This window comes from Streptomyces sp. NPDC058289 (assembly GCF_042880975.1).
Lineage (GTDB): Bacteria > Actinomycetota > Actinomycetes > Streptomycetales > Streptomycetaceae > Streptomyces > Streptomyces stoeckheimensis.
Genome location: NZ_JBHVYI010000047.1, coordinates 16556 through 31154, shown reverse-complemented (window position 1 = coordinate 31154; position 14599 = coordinate 16556). Strand labels below are relative to the sequence as shown.

Below are 14599 nucleotides of genomic sequence, written 5' to 3'. Positions count from 1 at the left end.
CAGTGGCGCCGGGTCGCGCGTCCGGGCGGGCGGTTGCCCAGGGATGGATCTGACTGTGCCTCACTGTGGTTCCCCCGTTGTGGTTCAGTCGATGGGTGTCTTCAGCCGATGGGCTGGGCGAAAGCGACGAGATGCGCCGCGTACTGCGTGACCATGAACATCCGGTAGGGCAGCCTGCGCCGGGAGCGCGAGTCGTCCGACCGCCCCGTGAGCGCCGCGGCCGCCAGCGCCAGTGCCCCGCCCAGCAGGACGAAGGCGGGGACCAGCAGCTGCGGCGCGTTCAGGACGAGGGCGGACACCAGCAGCCCCGCCCCCACCGTCACGGCGCTCAGCGAGACGACGGCGGCCGTCCTCGCGTACCCCCACAGGACCGTCCAGTTGCGTCGGCCGTGCCGGGCGTCGCCCGCGGCGTCGGAGAAGTCCTTCGTGACGGCCCCGACCAGCCCCATCCACAGGCACATCGCGGTGCAGAACGCGATCAGCGACGGCGAGACGGGGCTCCCGGAACACACGATGCCGGCGGTGTAGGTGAGGGCGCCGCTGCCGATCACGGTGGCCATGGTGCCGGGGGTGCTGGTCTTGAGGGCGATGCCGGGAGCGGAGTAGACGAAGCCGAGGAGCAGCATGCACGCGGTCGCCGTGAGCATCGCGGGGCCGATCCACGCACCGCCGGCCAGCGCCACGGCGGCCATCACGTGCGCGGTACGACGGGCGTCGGCGGGTGACAGTGCGCCCCGCCCGATGGGGCGGGTGGAGCCGTTGGCCCGGTCCTCGTCGACGTCCGTCACCCCGTTGAAGAGGTAGACGGACGTCGCGGCCATCAGCCAGACGCCGGCCCCGCCGAACAGGGCGGGGGGCAGCGTCAGGTAGGACGTGGCGCCGGCCGTGGCGGCCAGCAGGAAGCGCATCAGGAAAATGGCCTGCACCGCAGCCCGGGATTCCTGGAAGCAGAGCAGCAGGATCCGGACCCATTTGAAGGGTGCGGCCGACGGCGATAACGGTCTTGTGGAACGCTCAATTCCATCGGAGATTATGGGCGTCTTTGTCGACATGGCTCGAATATATTTGAATGCCCCAACCCGGGGCAGACCCGCTGGGGGTAACCCCGATACTCTCAAAGAGGCATACGTACGGGCCTGTTGTGCAGCTTTTTGGTCCTATCCCCTTCCGGCGCCCGGGCGGTCTTCCGGCCCGGGCCTTCTGATGAGACGCGCATCAATTGCCTTGTTCGCCGCGTCGATGCGTGATATCGCGCCGAGTTTCTCGAATACGTTGCGCAGGTGCCGCTTCACGGTGCCCTCGGTGATGCGCAACCGGACGGCGATCTGCCGGTTGCTCAGCGCGGCGGCGACGTACGTGAGCACCTCCCGCTCCCGCGGCGAGAGGGTCTGGTGCGAGGTGCTGAATCCGACGGTGGGAACGCCGCTGCTCGGCAGGGCGATCGTGACGTGCGGATCGCGGGAGGCGGTGTTCCGCAGCGCCGCGAGCAGCGATTCGCGCGGGACGCTCTTGTGCAGATAGCCGCGGGCTCCGTGGGCGAGCAGTTCCTGAACCAGCTGGGCGTCGCTGTGCATGGTCAGGATCAGTACGTGCAACTGGGGAAAACGGGTGGTCAGGGCGCGCACGACGGTGGGCGCGTGGTGACCCGGCATTTCCACGTCGAGGAGGACCACGTGGGGTCTGGTGCGTTCGACGAGGTCGGCCAGTCCCTCTGAGGTGTCCGTGTCGGCGACGACGGTGAGGTCGTCCTCCGATTCGATCAGCTCGCACAGGGCCCGGCGGAGCAGCGAGTGATCGTCGACGGCGATGATGCGGAGCGGTTCGGCGGCCGGGCGCGGCTCAGTTGGCGTGTGCATGGTTCTCCGTGTCGAAGGGGATGGACAGGTTGATCGCCGTCCCTTGCCCCGGAGAGCTGTCGATGGTGAGCCGGCCGCCCAGCAGTTTGGTGCGCTCGGTCAGGGATGACAGCCCGTTTCCCCGCCGGTGGGCGTGTGGGTCGAAGCCCTTGCCGTCGTCCCGTACCGACGCGTCGACCCGGCCCGTTTCGACGCGGACCTCCATGTCGATCCGCGACGAACGGGCGTGGGTGAAGGAGTTGCGCAGGCATTCGCGGAGCATCAGGTAGAGGTCTTCGGTGAGTTCGTCCGGCAGGAGGTCGCCCGGATCGGTCACGTGGATGTCGACCTGCAGGTCGTCCATGGCCATGGCGGAGACGAAGGCCGAGAGCGAGACGTAGAGGGACTGGGTGGCTTCGGCCCGGGTCCGCAGGTCCGTCACGATGTCCCGCGTGGTGTAGAGCGTTTCCAGGATGGCCTGCTTCAGGGCCTCGAGCCTGGGGTCCGTTCCCGACGGGTGCCGGGTGAGCTCGTAGAGCTCCAGCTGGCGCAGCGCGAGGCTGGCGGAGCTGCCGATGCGGTCGTGGATCTCGCGGGCCATGCCGTCACGGCCGTGCCGGGTGGCATCGCGTACGACGTCGAGCAGGAAGAGGTCGTGTCCGGTGGAGCCGGCTTCCAGCCGCTGGGTGATCGACGACTGCAGTACGGGCAGCATCTTCATCAGGCAGCTCTGGTCCTCGGGCCGAGCCGAGGCGATCCGGATGAGGTGGCTCGTGGCGACCTGGAAGAGCAGGGCCCCGGCGCGCACCGAATGGATGGGTGCGATTCCCTGCGAGATGCGGGCGCCGCTGAGCCGTCGGGTCTTCGCGATGAGGTGGGTGTCGAGTGGTTCCTCGGCTCCGTCTTCCAGCGCCCGGAGGCATTCGGCGAGAATGTGCTGGGCTTGTTCTCTGCAGGTGGCCCATGCTTCCGGATTCGAGCCTAATGGATTGTGATGCTCGACCAGAGTGTTTCGATATTCCTCGAGAAGTTCTGGCAGCTGGTCCTGGAATTTCTTTGCTAATCCCACCCCTTCTCTTGTGTTGTTTGGTGTATCGATCCCGTGTCCGTCTGGGTTGTACCGCAAGATCCCCCGCCCTTGCTGTAGCCCGAAGTCGCCTATCCCCTTACGGTCGTTCTGTTCGGAAGGAGTGGGCTCCAGTGATCACCAAACAGCATGCACGTCAACGGTAGGGGCGTCAACCTTAAGGTACTTACTGGGCGGTAGTTGCCGTTACGGACATTCAGACGGTTCTTGGGAGGAAGCGTGCTCGTGGATAAGGCGGCGTAGTGCGGAGAATGCGACGTCACCGAGAACGGTTCCCGTCACCATGTGCGCGGCCGCACTCTCCGGGTCAGGCTGTTCGTGCAGGAGACGTACCTCGGCGGCCACAACCGGTTCCAGTGCGTCCGCATAAGTGTCCAGGAGGCGCAGTAGGTCGTCGTGTCCGAGCCACTCCACCGCGACGAGGGTCTGAGTCAAGGTCTGCCACGCCGGATTCTCCGGACTGACCCGCCAGTTCCGCGACAGGGCCAGTGCCTGAACACGCTCCCGGGCCCGCTCCCAATTCTGGTCGCGCGCCTCTGAGCCGGCCGAGGGCAGGGCGTACTGGATGGTGCCGCACAATTCGCCGATCGGCGGCGGTGAGATGTCTATCTTCCGCACGACGCGGCGGGCGGAGGAATACGAAAGACCTCCGACGTCCAGCAGGGTTCTGACCAATACGGCTCTGCGGACATGGGACTCGTCGTACGCGGGAAGAGCGGGGAGCAATCCCATGCGTACATAAAGCTGAAGGACATGGAGGGGTATGCGGATCTCGGCGCTCAGTTCCGGTAGCTGCACGCCTCTTCCACCCGCCGATCTTCTCTGCCGCCGGTTTCCCTGCGTGATCCATTCCGTTCGGTCATGGCAGGACCTTAGGTAGGAGCGACGAGGCTCACAAGGCGGAGCGGCCCGACGGAGACGGTGCTGCCTCGAAAGAGGTAGGGGAGTGCTCCCCTTCGGAGGCAGGTCGCCTGTAGCGGAGAAGCCGGAGGACTGCCCCGGGGCGGTAGGGAACGGCCCCGGACCCCTGCCCCGGGCGCGGACCCGGTTCCGGACCCGGTTCCGGACCCGGCTCCGGACCCGGTTCCGGACTGCGCCGGGAGACTTTCGTTGCGGAGGGCGCGACGAAAGAGGGCAGCCCGGTGGTGGCGCGGTGTCTAGGGTCGGCCGGGTGGATGTGACGGCGAGGGTGCGTGCGGGATGGGACTGGGTGAAGGGGCCCGAGCCCTGGACCCGGCGGATGCTGGCGGGGGATCTGGCGCTGGCCGGGGTGCTGGTGCTGATCGGGCTGGGGGTCGAGGACCTCGACAACGGCTCCGCGGCGCGGATGCTGGCCAGTGCCGTGGCCGTGGTGGTGCTGACCCTGCTGCGGCGCCGGTTGCCGGTGTCCACGCTGGTGGCCGGCTCGGTGGTGGGCGTCTACCTGCCCGGGGCCTTCCTCGTGGCGATCCCCCTCGGCTGGTCGGCGGGGCGGCGCATCGTCGGCGTCGGACGGGCGCTCGGCGCCTTCACCGCGGCCTTCGCCCTGGCCGTCGTCCTCAGCGTGGTCAAGGAGTGGTCGCAGGGCCGCGCGGTGCTGATCGTGGTCTTCAGTGCGCTGATGTTCCTGGCCATGGTGGTCATGCCCGGTCTGGCCAGCCGCTACTGGTCCCAGCGCCATACGCTGCTGCGCGCCCTCCAGGAGCGCAACGCCCAACTGCTGCGCGAGCGGGCGATGGTCGCGGGGCAGGCCCGGCTGCGCGAACGCCAGCGCATCGCCCAGGACATGCACGACAGCCTCGGCCACCAGCTCGCGCTGATCTCGGTGCACACCGGTGCGCTGGAGGTCGATCCTGTCCTGACCGACCGGCAGCGCGAGGCGGTGGGCGTCCTGCGCCAGGCCTCGGTCGCGGCCATGCACGAGCTGCGCGAGGTCGTCGGCATCCTGCGGGACGGGGTGGAGGCGCCGCTGCCGGTCGAAGAGGCGCAGCCCGCCGCGCGCGGGGTGGCGGGCATCGCCGGGATCGTGGAGTCGGCGCGGAGCGCGGGGACGGACGTACGGCTCACCACTGCGGGGCGGCCCAGGCCGCTGGTCGCGGCGTGCGACCACGCGGCGTACCGGATCGCGCAGGAGGCGCTGACCAACGCCTACAAGCACGCGCCGGGCGCGCCCATCACGGTGGAACTGCGCTACGAGGACGACTCCTTGGTGGTGGAGATCGCCAATGGCCCTGCGGCCGGCCCGGGCGCCGGTGAGGTGGTGTCCGGCGGGCAGGGGCTGACCGGGCTGCGCGAACGGGCCCGGCTGGTCGGCGGCATGGTCTACGCGGGGGCGGCGGAGGGCGGCGGGTTCCGGGTGGCCGGGGTGCTCCCGTACGGGACCGAACCGGCCGGGGCCGAGGAGGCGGGGCCGGGCGGGGTCGCCGATGACTTCGGACAGCAGATGCAGGCCAGGACCCTGAGCGGAAGCGCCGGGCCGGTGGACTGGGACGCGGTCGACCGGAAGCTGCTGAGCGGGGGCGGCCGCGTCGGGGGCGTGACGCTGGGCTGCGGGATCGCGGTCGCGGCCGTGGTGGTGCTGGTGATCGTGATCGGGGCCGCGGTTGCGCTGCTGGTGGGCTCGGTGAGCGACGTGACGATCGGCCGTGCCGACTACGACGACATCCAGGTGGGCGAGCCGGAGAGCGCGGTACGGTCGCGTCTGCCCAGCGGGGACAGTGTCCTGACCGAGGGCCTCGACCGGAAGGGTCCGCCCCGTCCGCAGGGCGCCACCTGTCTGGCCCTGCTCGCGGACGAGGGCAGCGAGTGGGACAGCGACAGCGTTTTCCGGTTCTGCTTCAAGGACGGCAAGCTCGTCGAGAAGCAGGCGTACCAGGCCAAGCAGTAGGAGCAGGGGTGACAGCCAAGGTGATCCGCGTGGTGATCGCTGACGACGAACCGCTGATCCGGGCCGGGATCAGGATGATCCTGACCTCGGCGGCGGACATCGAGGTCGTCGCCGAGGCGGCGAACGGCCGAGAGGCGGTGGAACTGGCCCGGGCGCACGCCCCGGACGTGGTGCTGATGGACATCCAGATGCCGGTGATGGACGGGCTGACGGCACTGGCCGAGCTCGGGCGGGCGGCACCCGAGGTGCGGGCGCTGATCCTGACCACCTTCGGGGAGAAGGAGAACGTGCTGCGGGCGCTGAGCGGCGGCGGAGCGGGGTTCCTGCTGAAGGACTCGGCGCCCGGCGAACTCATCGGCGCCGTACGGGCGGCCGCGGCGGGGGACGCGTACCTGTCTCCGGCGGCGACCCGACACGTGGTGGACCAGCTCGCGTCCGGCCGGACGGCCGGACGTGACGAGCAAGCGCGGCGCCGGGTGGCCGAACTGAGCGATCGCGAACGCGGGGTGCTGGCGCTGCTGGGGGAGGGGCTGTCGAACGCGGACGCGGGGCGGCGGCTGCACATGAGCGAGGCCACGGTGAAGACGTACGTGAGCCGGATCCTGGCGAAACTGGAATGCGAGAACCGGGTCCAGGCGGCCCTGCTGGCCAGGGACGCCGGGCTGTAGGTACGGTCGGGCCGAAATCGATGGCGATCAGGGGGCGGGGCGCATGACGGCGGTAGCGCAGCAGCATGGCGTGGGACCGGAGTCGAAGGTACGGATCCCGGTGGTCGAGGGGTTCGCTCCGCGGTACTCCGCGGGGTCGGCGACGCGCGACGCGGGTGCGCGGGCCGGTTCTGGCGCCGGTCCTGCCGCCGGTTCGCAGGCCGGTTCGCCCGCCGTCTCGCCCCGGGCGGCGGGCAAGGCGCTGCGCACGCGGGTGCCCCGGTCGGCGCACGCGCGGTTCGAGGCTCCGGCCGACCGTCCGGACGCGGTGCGGGCGGTAGAGGAGTCCAACGTCGGGCGGGTCGCCGAACTCGCTCCGATACGGGTCGGCCGGATGGCCGCCAACCCCTTCACGTTCCTGCGCGGGGCGGCCGGGCTGATGGCCCACGACCTCTCCGGCGGTCCCGTCACCGGGATCGGCGCGCAGATCTGCGGAGACGCCCACGCGGCCAACTTCGGCCTGTACGGGGACGCGCGCGGCCGACTGGTCATCGACCTCAACGACTTCGACGAGACCGTCTTCGGCCCGTGGGAGTGGGACCTGAAGCGGCTGGCCACCTCCCTGGTCCTGGCGGGCCGGGTGGCCGGCGCGGACGAGGAGACCTGTCGTGCGGCCGCGCACGACGCGGCGGGCGCCTACCGGCGCACGATGCGCCTGCTGGCCAAACTGCCGGCCCTCGACGCGTGGAACGCCATCGCGGACGAGGAACTCGTCTCGCACACCGATGCCCGTGACCTGCTGGGCACCCTGGAACGCGTCTCGGAGAAGGCCCGCAACAACACCTCCGCCCGGTTCGCCGCGAAGTCCACCGAGCTCACGCCCGACGGGGGCCGGTCCTTCGTGGACGCGCTGCCCGTGCTGCGCCGGGTCGGGGACGGGGAGGCGGCGGCCGTGGCGGCCGCGCTGGGCCCGTACCTGGAGACCCTGCAGGGCGACCGGCTGCCGTTGCTGGCCCGGTACGCGATCCACGACGTGGCCTTCCGGGTGGTGGGCACGGGCAGCGTCGGCACGCGCTCGTACGTGGTGCTGCTGCTGGACCACCGGGGTGAGGCGCTGGTCCTCCAGGTGAAGGAGGCCAGGCCCTCGGCGCTGCTGCCGCACCTGCCCGGGCTCGGCTTCGTCTCCCCGCCGGAGGAGCACGAGGGCCGCCGGGTGGTGGCCGGGCAGAAGCGGATGCAGGTGGTCTCCGACATCCTGCTGGGCTGGACGACGGTGGAGGGGCGGCCCTTCCAGGTCCGCCAGTTCCGCAACCGCAAGGGCAGTGTGGACCCGGCGGCGCTGGCCGCCGACCAGTTCGACGACTACGGGCGGATGACCGGAGCCCTGCTGGCGCGGGCGCACGCGCACAGCGCCGATCCGCGGCTGCTGGCCGGGTACTGCGGCAAGAGCGACGAGCTGGACGAGGCCGTGGCCGGCTTCGCCGTGGCCTACGCCGACCGGAGCGAGGCCGACCACGCGGTGCTGGTGGCGGCGGTGCGGTCCGGTCGGATCGCGGCGGAGTCCGGGGTCTGAGCGGCGGAGCCTGAGGTTCGAGCGGCGGAGTCCGGGGTCCGAGCGGCGGAGTCCGGGGTCTGAGCGGCCGGGATGTTTCACGTGAAACCGGTGGATGTTTCACGTGAAACACCCGGGCCCGAGGGCCTTAGGCTGGCCGGGTGAGCGAGCAGACTGTTCCCGAAGCGTCCGAGCCCGGCTCCGGCCCCGGCCCCGCTGCCGACGAGCGGCCCGAGGCGCGCCTGGAGCGCGCCGTGCGGGCCGCCGAGCAGGCACTGATCGAGTTCGAGATCGCGGTGGAGACCTTCCGGGTGGAGGTGGAGAACTTCTCCCGCCTGCACCACCAGAAGCTCGGCCCCATGTACTCACGGCTCGACGAGCTGGACGCGCTGATCGCCGAGGCGAAGGCGCAGCGCACCGGGGATCCGGAGGACCTGCGCCGTGCGCGCGAGGCCCGCTCGCTGGTGATGCCGATGCCCGGGGTCGACGAGCTGTTCCACGACTGGCTGGACTCGGACGGAATGTCCGACGACGCCTCCGCGATGCTCACGGACCGCGCGGTGCGGCCGCCGGAGCGGGTGCGCCCCTCGGAGGAGGTACGCCGCCTCTACCGCGAGCTGGTCCGCCAGGCGCATCCCGACCTGGCCCAGGACGAGGCCGAGCGCGAGCGGCGCGATGAGTTCATCGCCCGGGTCAATGCGGCCTACGGGCGCGGCGAGGAGCAGGCGCTGCGCGAGCTGGCACAGGAGTGGGCGGACGGCCCGGCGCCGGCCGAGCAGCGGCTGAGCGAGAGCGAGGAGCTGTACGAGCGCCTGGAGTGGCTCTCGCGCCGCAAGGAGCTGCTGTCGGTGGTCGCCCGGGACCTCGAGGAGAGCGCGATCGGGTCGATGCTGCGGATGGCCCCGGAGGACCCGGACCGGCTGCTGGAGGAGATCGCCGAGCAGCTGCTCGGCGACGTGGAGAAGCGCGAGGCGGAGCTGGCGGAGCTCACCGCCGAGTGAGGCGCCGACTGAGGCGTGGCTGAGGCGTGGCAGCGGCCCGGCTGAGGCCGGGGCCGCGGCGGACGGGTCGGCAGGCCGGGTCGGATAGGTTGGCTCAGCTATCCGTGACGAGAGAAGGCGACAGACATGAACTCCGGACCGCTTCCCTCGGTGGCCGCCTCCGCGCTGCCCTCCGAAGCCTTTGTCCTCGACGTTCGCGAGAACGACGAATGGGCGGCCGGCCATGCCGAGGGCGCACTGCACATCCCGATGAGCGAGTTCGTGGCGCGCATCGGTGAGCTGACCGAGAAGATCGAGGACGAGCGCCCGGTCTACGTGATGTGCCGGGTCGGCGGACGCTCCGCCCAGGTGGCCCAGTACCTGCGGAGCCAGGACATCGACGCCGTGAACGTGGCCGGCGGCATGCAGGACTGGGAGGCCGCGGGCCGCCCGGTCGTGACCGACGCGGGCACCCCGGGCTTCGTCGTCTGAGACGACCGCCCCGTGACGGCCTAGGCGAGGGGGTGGGCGGCCAGCAGGTCGCCCAGCGCCTCCTCGTGGGCCGCGGCCGGGCCGAGCTGGAGTTCCAGCTGCTTGGCCCAGGCGTGGTAGCGGTGCAGCGGGTAGTCGGTGTCGGCGCCGAAGCCGCCGTGCAGGTGCTGTGCGGTCTGCACGACGCGGCGTACGCCCTCGGAGGCCCAGATCTTGGCCACGGCCACGTCACCGGCGCTGGGCAGCGGTCCGCCCGCTCCGCCCGTGGAGGCGTCGAGCCGCCAGGCGGCCTGCCAAAGGGTGACCTCCATGGCGCGCAGGTCGATGTAGCGGTCGGCGGCCTGGACGGCGACGGCCTGGAAACTGGCCACCGGGAAGCCGAACTGCTCGCGCTTGCTCGTGTACTGGCTGGTCATGGTGAGCACGTTCTCGCCGAGCCCGAGCGCGAGCGCACAGGTTCCGGTGGCCAGGAGCTGGCGCAGGTGGTCCCAGGCGCCGGGCGCTTCGATCAGGTGCGCGGCCGGGACCCGTACGCCGTCGAGGGTGAGCTCGGCGAGCCGCTCCCCGCTGGTGGAGTACTGCTCCGCGAGGGACAGGCCCTCGGCGCCGCGGGGGACGAACGCGAGGATCGCTTCGCCCTCCCCGGTGTGGGCCGGTACGGCAATCCAGTCGGCGCTGTGCGCCCAGGCGACGGCCGTCTGGAGGCCCTCCAGCACCCAGGTGTCTGCGTCCCGCCGTGCGGTGACGGCCAGTTCGGCCGGGTCGTGGCCGCTGCGGCCGTGCGCGGCGACGGTGAGGACGAGGCTGCCCTGTCCGGCGCCGGGCAGCAGGGCGCCGGCCAGCTCGGGGCTGCCGTGGGCCTGGACGGTCATGGCGGTGGCGCAGTGCTCCAGGAGCGGCACCCGGGCCAGTACCCTCGCCGACTCGCGCAGGACCAGGCACAGGGCGATGGCGTCGAGTCCGGAGCCGCCGTGCTCCTCGGTGAGGACCAGGCTCAGCAGGTCGGAGTCGGCGAGCTTCGCCCACAGCTCGCGGTCGAACTCCTCGGCCACCGCCCTCGGGGTGAGTGCGGGGCTGGGCACGCCGTCGGGGGCCACGTCCGCGAACACGGCCTTGGCCGCCTCGACGGCGGCCTGCTGCTCCTCGGTGAAGGTGAAGTCCACTGCCTGTCCTCCCGCGTACCCGAATCGTGCTCTGCCTGACGGTGCGTCAAGATAGAACACGTTTCTAAAAAAGCACAGCCTGGAGATTCGACAGGGGGCGGCAGCGGGACGCTCAGCGGTCGAAGTCGATCTCCACGTCCTCCGACACCGGGTGCGACTGGCAGGCCAGCACGAACCCGGCCTCCGTCTCCTGCTCCTCCAGCGCGAAATTGCGGTCCATCCGCACCTCGCCCGATACGACGAACGCCCGACAGGTGCCGCACACCCCGCCCTTGCAGGCGTACGGGGCGTCCGCGCGGGCACGGAGCACCGCGTCGAGCAGGGATTCGCCGTCGCGCACCGGCCAGGTGCCCGAGCGGCCGTCGAGCCGCGCCGTGACCCGGCCGCGGGTGGTGTCGGCCGAAGCGGTGCGGGCTGGCGGGGCCGTGTCCTCGACGTGGAAGACCTCCTCGTGGACCCGGGTCCGCAGGACACCGAGCGCGGCCAGCGCCCGGTCCGCTCCCGTCACCAGACCGTACGGCCCGCACAGGAACCAGCCCGTCACCTCCGTGACCGGCAGCAGGGCGGGCAGCAGCTCCGTCAGCCGCTCCTCGCCGAGCCGCCCCGAGGGCAGCCCGGCCTCCTGCTCCTCCCGGGACAGCACGGTGACGAGCTGGAACCGGTCGGGATAGCGGTCCTTGAGGTCGGCGACCTCCTCGAGGAACATCGTCGAAGCCGCGCTGCGGTCGCTGCGCACCAGGCAGAACCGGGCGTCGGTGCGGGCGGCGAGGAGGGTGGCGGCGATCGACAGCACCGGGGTGATGCCGCTGCCGCCGACGATCGCGGCGTAGTGCGCGGCGGGCGGCGCCGCCGCGGGGTCCAGGACGAAGCGGCCGGCCGGGACCATCACGTCCAGGACGTCCCCGGCGGCGATCTCCTTGTGGGCGAAGGAAGAGAACTCCCCGCCCTCCACCAGCCGCACCCCGACCCGCAGCGCTGCGGGGCCGGGCCCGTCGGCGGCCGGGGCGGGGGAGCAGATCGAGTAGGTGCGCCGGACCTCCGCGATGCCGGCCGTGCCGGTGCCGGCCGTGCCGGAGCCGCCGCGGCGCAGGGTGAGGTGCTGGCCGGGGGCGTGCCGGTACTCGGTGCGCAGCTCCGGCGGGACGGCCAGGGTCAGGGCCACGGAGTCCTCGGTGAGCCGGTCGACGGCCGTCACCGTCAAGGTGTGGAACGCGCCGTGGCGCGCGGGGCGCACCGGCGCGGCGGGCGCCACCGGCGTGGGCGACGGCGGTGACACGGCCATTTACAGCTCCTTGAAGTGGTCGAACGGTTCACGGCAGGCGATGCAGCGGCGCAGCGCCTTGCATGCGGTGGAGGAGAACCGGCTGAGCAGCTCGGTGTCGGTCGATCCGCAGTTCGGGCAGCGGACGGACAGGGTGAGCGGGACCGGTCCGCCGGCGGCGTGCGGCCGCGGCGGGGCGATGCCGAACTCCGCCAGTTTGCGGCGGCCTTCGGCGCTGATGTCGTCGGTGGACCAGGCGGGGGCCAGCACGGTCCGCACCCGGACCTCCGGTATGCCGTGGTCGGTCAGGACCCGTTCGATGTCGGCGGACATGGCCTCGATGGCCGGGCAGCCGGTGTAGGTGGGGGTCAGGGTGACCTCCACGTGGCCGTCCTCGTGCATCCGCACCCCGCGCATCACGCCGAGCTCGGCGAGGGTGAGCACGGGCAGTTCGGGGTCGGGGACGGAGCCGGCCAGCGCGGCCAGCTCCACCTCCAGCCGGGTCTGCTCGGTGCAGGCACCGGCCCCGGTACCCGCACCGGTGCCGGTCACCACGATGCCCCCGGGTGGCTGCGGTGCAGGTGCTGCATCTCCGCGAGCAGCCGCCCGAAGGACTCGGTGTGCAGTCCCTGCCGGCCGGCTCCGGCGGCCCAGGCGCCGTGCCGCGGCCCCTGGGGCAGCTCCAGTCCGGCCCGCTCCAGTACGCCGCCCAGCGCGGCCAGCCAGCGGCCTTCCAGGGCGGCCCAGTCGATCTCGTCGAGCCCTTCCACCGGCCGGAACATCTCCCCGGTGTACTTCCACAGCCCGTCCAGGCCGGCGCGCATCCGGCGCCGACTCTCCTCGGTGCCGTCGCCGAGCCGCAGCGTCCACTGCTCGGCGTGGTCGCGGTGGTAGGCGGTCTCCTTGACCGCCTTGGCGGCGAGCGGCGCGAACGGGCCGTCGCCGAGCGCGAGTTCCCCGTAGAGCTCGTGCTGGTAGAGCGAGAAGTAGAGCTGGCGCGCGATGGTGTGGGCGAAGTCGCCGTTCGGCTGCTCGACCAGCTGGAGGTTGCGGAAGGACCGCTCCTCGCGGAGGTAGGCCAGCTCGTCCTCGTCGCCGGCCGTCGACAGCAGGACGCGGGCCTGGCCGAGCAGGTCGAGGGCGATGTTGGCCAGGGCGACCTCCTCCTCCAGGACGGGCGCGTGGCCCGCCCATTCGGCGAGGCGGTGCGAAAGGATCAGCGCGTCGTCGCCGAGGGCCAGCGCCGCCGTCTCGGCGGTCGTACCCGCTCCGGTGCTCGTCTCGGTGCTCGTCACAGGTGCTGCACCCCCTCGGGGATCTCGTAGAAGGTGGGGTGCCGGTACGGCTTGTCGGCGGACGGGGCGAAGAACGGGTCCCGCTCGTCCGGGGATGAGGCGGTGATCTCCGTGGAGGGCACCACCCAGATGGAGATGCCCTCGCCGCGCCGGGTGTAGAGATCGCGGGCGTTGCGCAGGGCCATCTCCGCGTCGGGGGCGTGCAGGCTGCCCGCGTGCGTGTGCGAGAGGCCGCGCCGCGAGCGGACGAACACCTCCCACAGGGGCCAGTTCTGCGTCATACCCGAGCCTCGCTTCCGATTGCTGCCGCGGCGGCCGTGGCCGCCGCCTGCTTCTCCGCATACGCCGCGGCCGCGTCGCGCACCCAGGCGCCTTCCTCGTGCGCCGTGCGGCGCTGGCCGATCCGTTCCTCGTTGCACGGGCCGTTGCCCTTGAGGACCTCCCAGAACTCCGCCCAGTCGATGGCTCCGAAGTCGTGGTGCCCGCGCTCCTCGTTCCACTTCAGGTCCGGGTCGGGCAGGGTCAGCCCCAGCGACTCGGCCTGCGGGACGGCGATGTCCACGAAGCGCTGGCGCAGGTCGTCATTGGTGTGGCGCTTGATCCGCCAGGCCATCGACTGCGCGGAGTGCGCGGACTCCCCGTCCGGCGGGCCGAACATCATCAGCGAGGGCCACCACCAGCGGTTCACGGCGTCCTGCGCCATCGCGTGCTGGGCCTCGGTGCCCCGGGAGAGGGCGAGGAGCAGCTCGTACCCCTGGCGCTGGTGGAAGGACTCCTCCTTGCAGATCCGGACCATGGCCCGCGCGTACGGCCCGTAGGAGCAGCGGCAGATCGGGACCTGGTTGGTGATCGCCGCGCCGTCCACGAGCCAGCCGATCGCGCCGACGTCTGCCCAGGTCAGCGTGGGGTAGTTGAAGATCGAGGAGTACTTCTGCTTCCCGGCGTGGAGCTTGTCGAGGAGCTCGTCGCGGCTGGTGCCCAGGGTCTCGGCGGCGCTGTACAGGTACAGGCCGTGGCCGGCCTCGTCCTGGACCTTCGCCATCAGGATCGCCTTGCGGCGCAGCGAGGGTGCGCGGGTGATCCAGTTCGCCTCGGGCTGCATGCCGATGATCTCGGAATGGGCGTGCTGGGCCATCTGGCGGACCAGGGAGGCGCGGTACTCGTCGGGCATCCAGTCGCGCGGTTCCACCCGCTCGTCGGCTGCCACGGCTGCGTCGAAGGCCGCCGCGAGCTGCGCGCCGAGGTCGGCGGTCATGTCGGTCCCCGCGTCCTGCCCTGCGTCCCGCCCCCCGGTCCCCGATGTCGCTGCCGGGGTCACTGCCACCATCACGGCCCCCTGTCAGAGGTCTTTTCCCGCCTCGTCCCGCCCGACCGACCGATCGTTCGGTTCATGCTCTTCAATGGTGGGACGAGGGCCCGTA

Annotated in this window: 15 protein-coding genes; 5 read left to right on the top strand and 10 right to left on the bottom strand. The window is 71.5% G+C overall.

Annotation, left to right across the window (positions count from 1 at the left end):
* Positions 1–101: 101 nt before the first annotated feature.
* The 4 genes from ACFVX6_RS23470 to ACFVX6_RS23455 all read right to left on the bottom strand — a co-directional run bounded on the left by ACFVX6_RS23470 (position 102) and on the right by ACFVX6_RS23455 (position 3720).
* Positions 102–926, bottom strand: coding sequence for a UbiA family prenyltransferase (locus tag ACFVX6_RS23470; RefSeq protein ID WP_389694414.1), 825 nt, complete (start codon positions 924–926; stop codon positions 102–104).
* Between the two features lie 231 nt (positions 927–1157).
* Positions 1158–1856 (bottom strand): response regulator, encoded by a 699-nt coding sequence (locus ACFVX6_RS23465; protein ID WP_389694412.1) that lies wholly within the window; start codon positions 1854–1856, stop codon positions 1158–1160.
* Positions 1840–2643, bottom strand: a complete 804-nt coding sequence (locus ACFVX6_RS23460; RefSeq protein WP_389694410.1) for a sensor histidine kinase — start codon at positions 2641–2643, stop codon at positions 1840–1842. Before ACFVX6_RS23460 ends, ACFVX6_RS23465 begins: the two co-directional genes overlap by 17 nt.
* Positions 2644–3108: 465 nt before the next feature.
* A complete protein-coding gene (locus ACFVX6_RS23455; RefSeq protein ID WP_389694408.1) occupies positions 3109–3720 on the bottom strand; it encodes a MerR family transcriptional regulator in 612 nt (203 codons plus the stop codon).
* A 373-nt stretch (positions 3721–4093) separates the two neighbouring features.
* Here ACFVX6_RS23455 and ACFVX6_RS23450 point away from each other — a divergent pair, with 373 nt between their 5' ends.
* The 5 genes from ACFVX6_RS23450 (at position 4094) to ACFVX6_RS23430 (ending at position 9459) form a co-directional block, all read left to right on the top strand.
* Entirely contained in the window at positions 4094–5788 is a 1695-nt protein-coding gene (locus tag ACFVX6_RS23450; protein ID WP_389694406.1) for a sensor histidine kinase, read from the top strand.
* Between the two features lie 20 nt (positions 5789–5808).
* Positions 5809–6456: a response regulator gene (locus tag ACFVX6_RS23445; RefSeq protein WP_389694481.1), complete on the top strand. Its 648-nt coding sequence runs from the start codon at positions 5809–5811 to the stop codon at positions 6454–6456.
* Positions 6457–6499: 43 nt separating this feature from the next.
* On the top strand, positions 6500–8008 hold the full coding sequence (locus ACFVX6_RS23440) for a DUF2252 domain-containing protein (RefSeq protein WP_389694404.1): 1509 nt from the start codon (positions 6500–6502) through the stop codon (positions 8006–8008).
* Between the two features lie 140 nt (positions 8009–8148).
* The gene (locus ACFVX6_RS23435; protein ID WP_389694402.1) at positions 8149–8988 is read left to right on the top strand and encodes a J domain-containing protein; all 840 of its coding nucleotides are present in this window, start codon (positions 8149–8151) and stop codon (positions 8986–8988) included.
* 126 nt (positions 8989–9114) lie between these two features.
* Positions 9115–9459, top strand: coding sequence for a rhodanese-like domain-containing protein (locus tag ACFVX6_RS23430; RefSeq protein ID WP_389694400.1), 345 nt, complete (start codon positions 9115–9117; stop codon positions 9457–9459).
* 20 nt (positions 9460–9479) lie between these two features.
* Here the strand turns inward: ACFVX6_RS23430 and ACFVX6_RS23425 are convergent, their stop codons facing one another.
* The 6 genes from ACFVX6_RS23425 to paaA all read right to left on the bottom strand — a co-directional run bounded on the left by ACFVX6_RS23425 (position 9480) and on the right by paaA (position 14505).
* Positions 9480–10622 carry an acyl-CoA dehydrogenase family protein gene (locus tag ACFVX6_RS23425; protein ID WP_389694398.1) on the bottom strand — a complete coding sequence of 381 codons (1143 nt, stop codon included), beginning with the start codon at positions 10620–10622 and terminating at the stop codon, positions 9480–9482.
* Between the two features lie 112 nt (positions 10623–10734).
* Positions 10735–11904, bottom strand: a complete 1170-nt coding sequence (locus tag ACFVX6_RS23420; protein WP_389694396.1) for a 2Fe-2S iron-sulfur cluster-binding protein — start codon at positions 11902–11904, stop codon at positions 10735–10737.
* Positions 11905–12435: a 1,2-phenylacetyl-CoA epoxidase subunit PaaD gene (gene paaD / locus ACFVX6_RS23415; RefSeq protein WP_389694394.1), complete on the bottom strand. Its 531-nt coding sequence runs from the start codon at positions 12433–12435 to the stop codon at positions 11905–11907.
* Complete coding sequence (paaC, locus tag ACFVX6_RS23410; protein ID WP_389694392.1) at positions 12432–13178, bottom strand: 1,2-phenylacetyl-CoA epoxidase subunit PaaC; 747 nt, start codon at positions 13176–13178, stop codon at positions 12432–12434. Before paaC ends, paaD begins: the two co-directional genes overlap by 4 nt.
* Entirely contained in the window at positions 13175–13459 is a 285-nt protein-coding gene (paaB, locus tag ACFVX6_RS23405) for a 1,2-phenylacetyl-CoA epoxidase subunit PaaB (protein WP_243331024.1), read from the bottom strand. Before paaB ends, paaC begins: the two co-directional genes overlap by 4 nt.
* The gene (gene paaA / locus ACFVX6_RS23400; RefSeq protein ID WP_389694389.1) at positions 13456–14505 is read right to left on the bottom strand and encodes a 1,2-phenylacetyl-CoA epoxidase subunit PaaA; all 1050 of its coding nucleotides are present in this window, start codon (positions 14503–14505) and stop codon (positions 13456–13458) included. Before paaA ends, paaB begins: the two co-directional genes overlap by 4 nt.
* Between the last annotated feature and the right edge of the window lie 94 nt (positions 14506–14599).

What these genes read in the sequence shown, in the direction of transcription:
- ACFVX6_RS23465 (WP_389694412.1), bottom strand. Translation starts at nt 1,856, where the DNA reads ATGCACACGCCAACTGAGCCGCGCCCGGCCGCCGAACCGCTCCGCATC.
- ACFVX6_RS23430 (WP_389694400.1), top strand. Translation starts at nt 9,115, where the DNA reads ATGAACTCCGGACCGCTTCCCTCGGTGGCCGCCTCCGCGCTGCCCTCC.
- ACFVX6_RS23440 (WP_389694404.1), top strand. Translation starts at nt 6,500, where the DNA reads ATGACGGCGGTAGCGCAGCAGCATGGCGTGGGACCGGAGTCGAAGGTA.
- paaB (WP_243331024.1), bottom strand. Translation starts at nt 13,459, where the DNA reads ATGACGCAGAACTGGCCCCTGTGGGAGGTGTTCGTCCGCTCGCGGCGC.
- paaA (WP_389694389.1), bottom strand. Translation starts at nt 14,505, where the DNA reads ATGGTGGCAGTGACCCCGGCAGCGACATCGGGGACCGGGGGGCGGGAC.
- ACFVX6_RS23420 (WP_389694396.1), bottom strand. Translation starts at nt 11,904, where the DNA reads ATGGCCGTGTCACCGCCGTCGCCCACGCCGGTGGCGCCCGCCGCGCCG.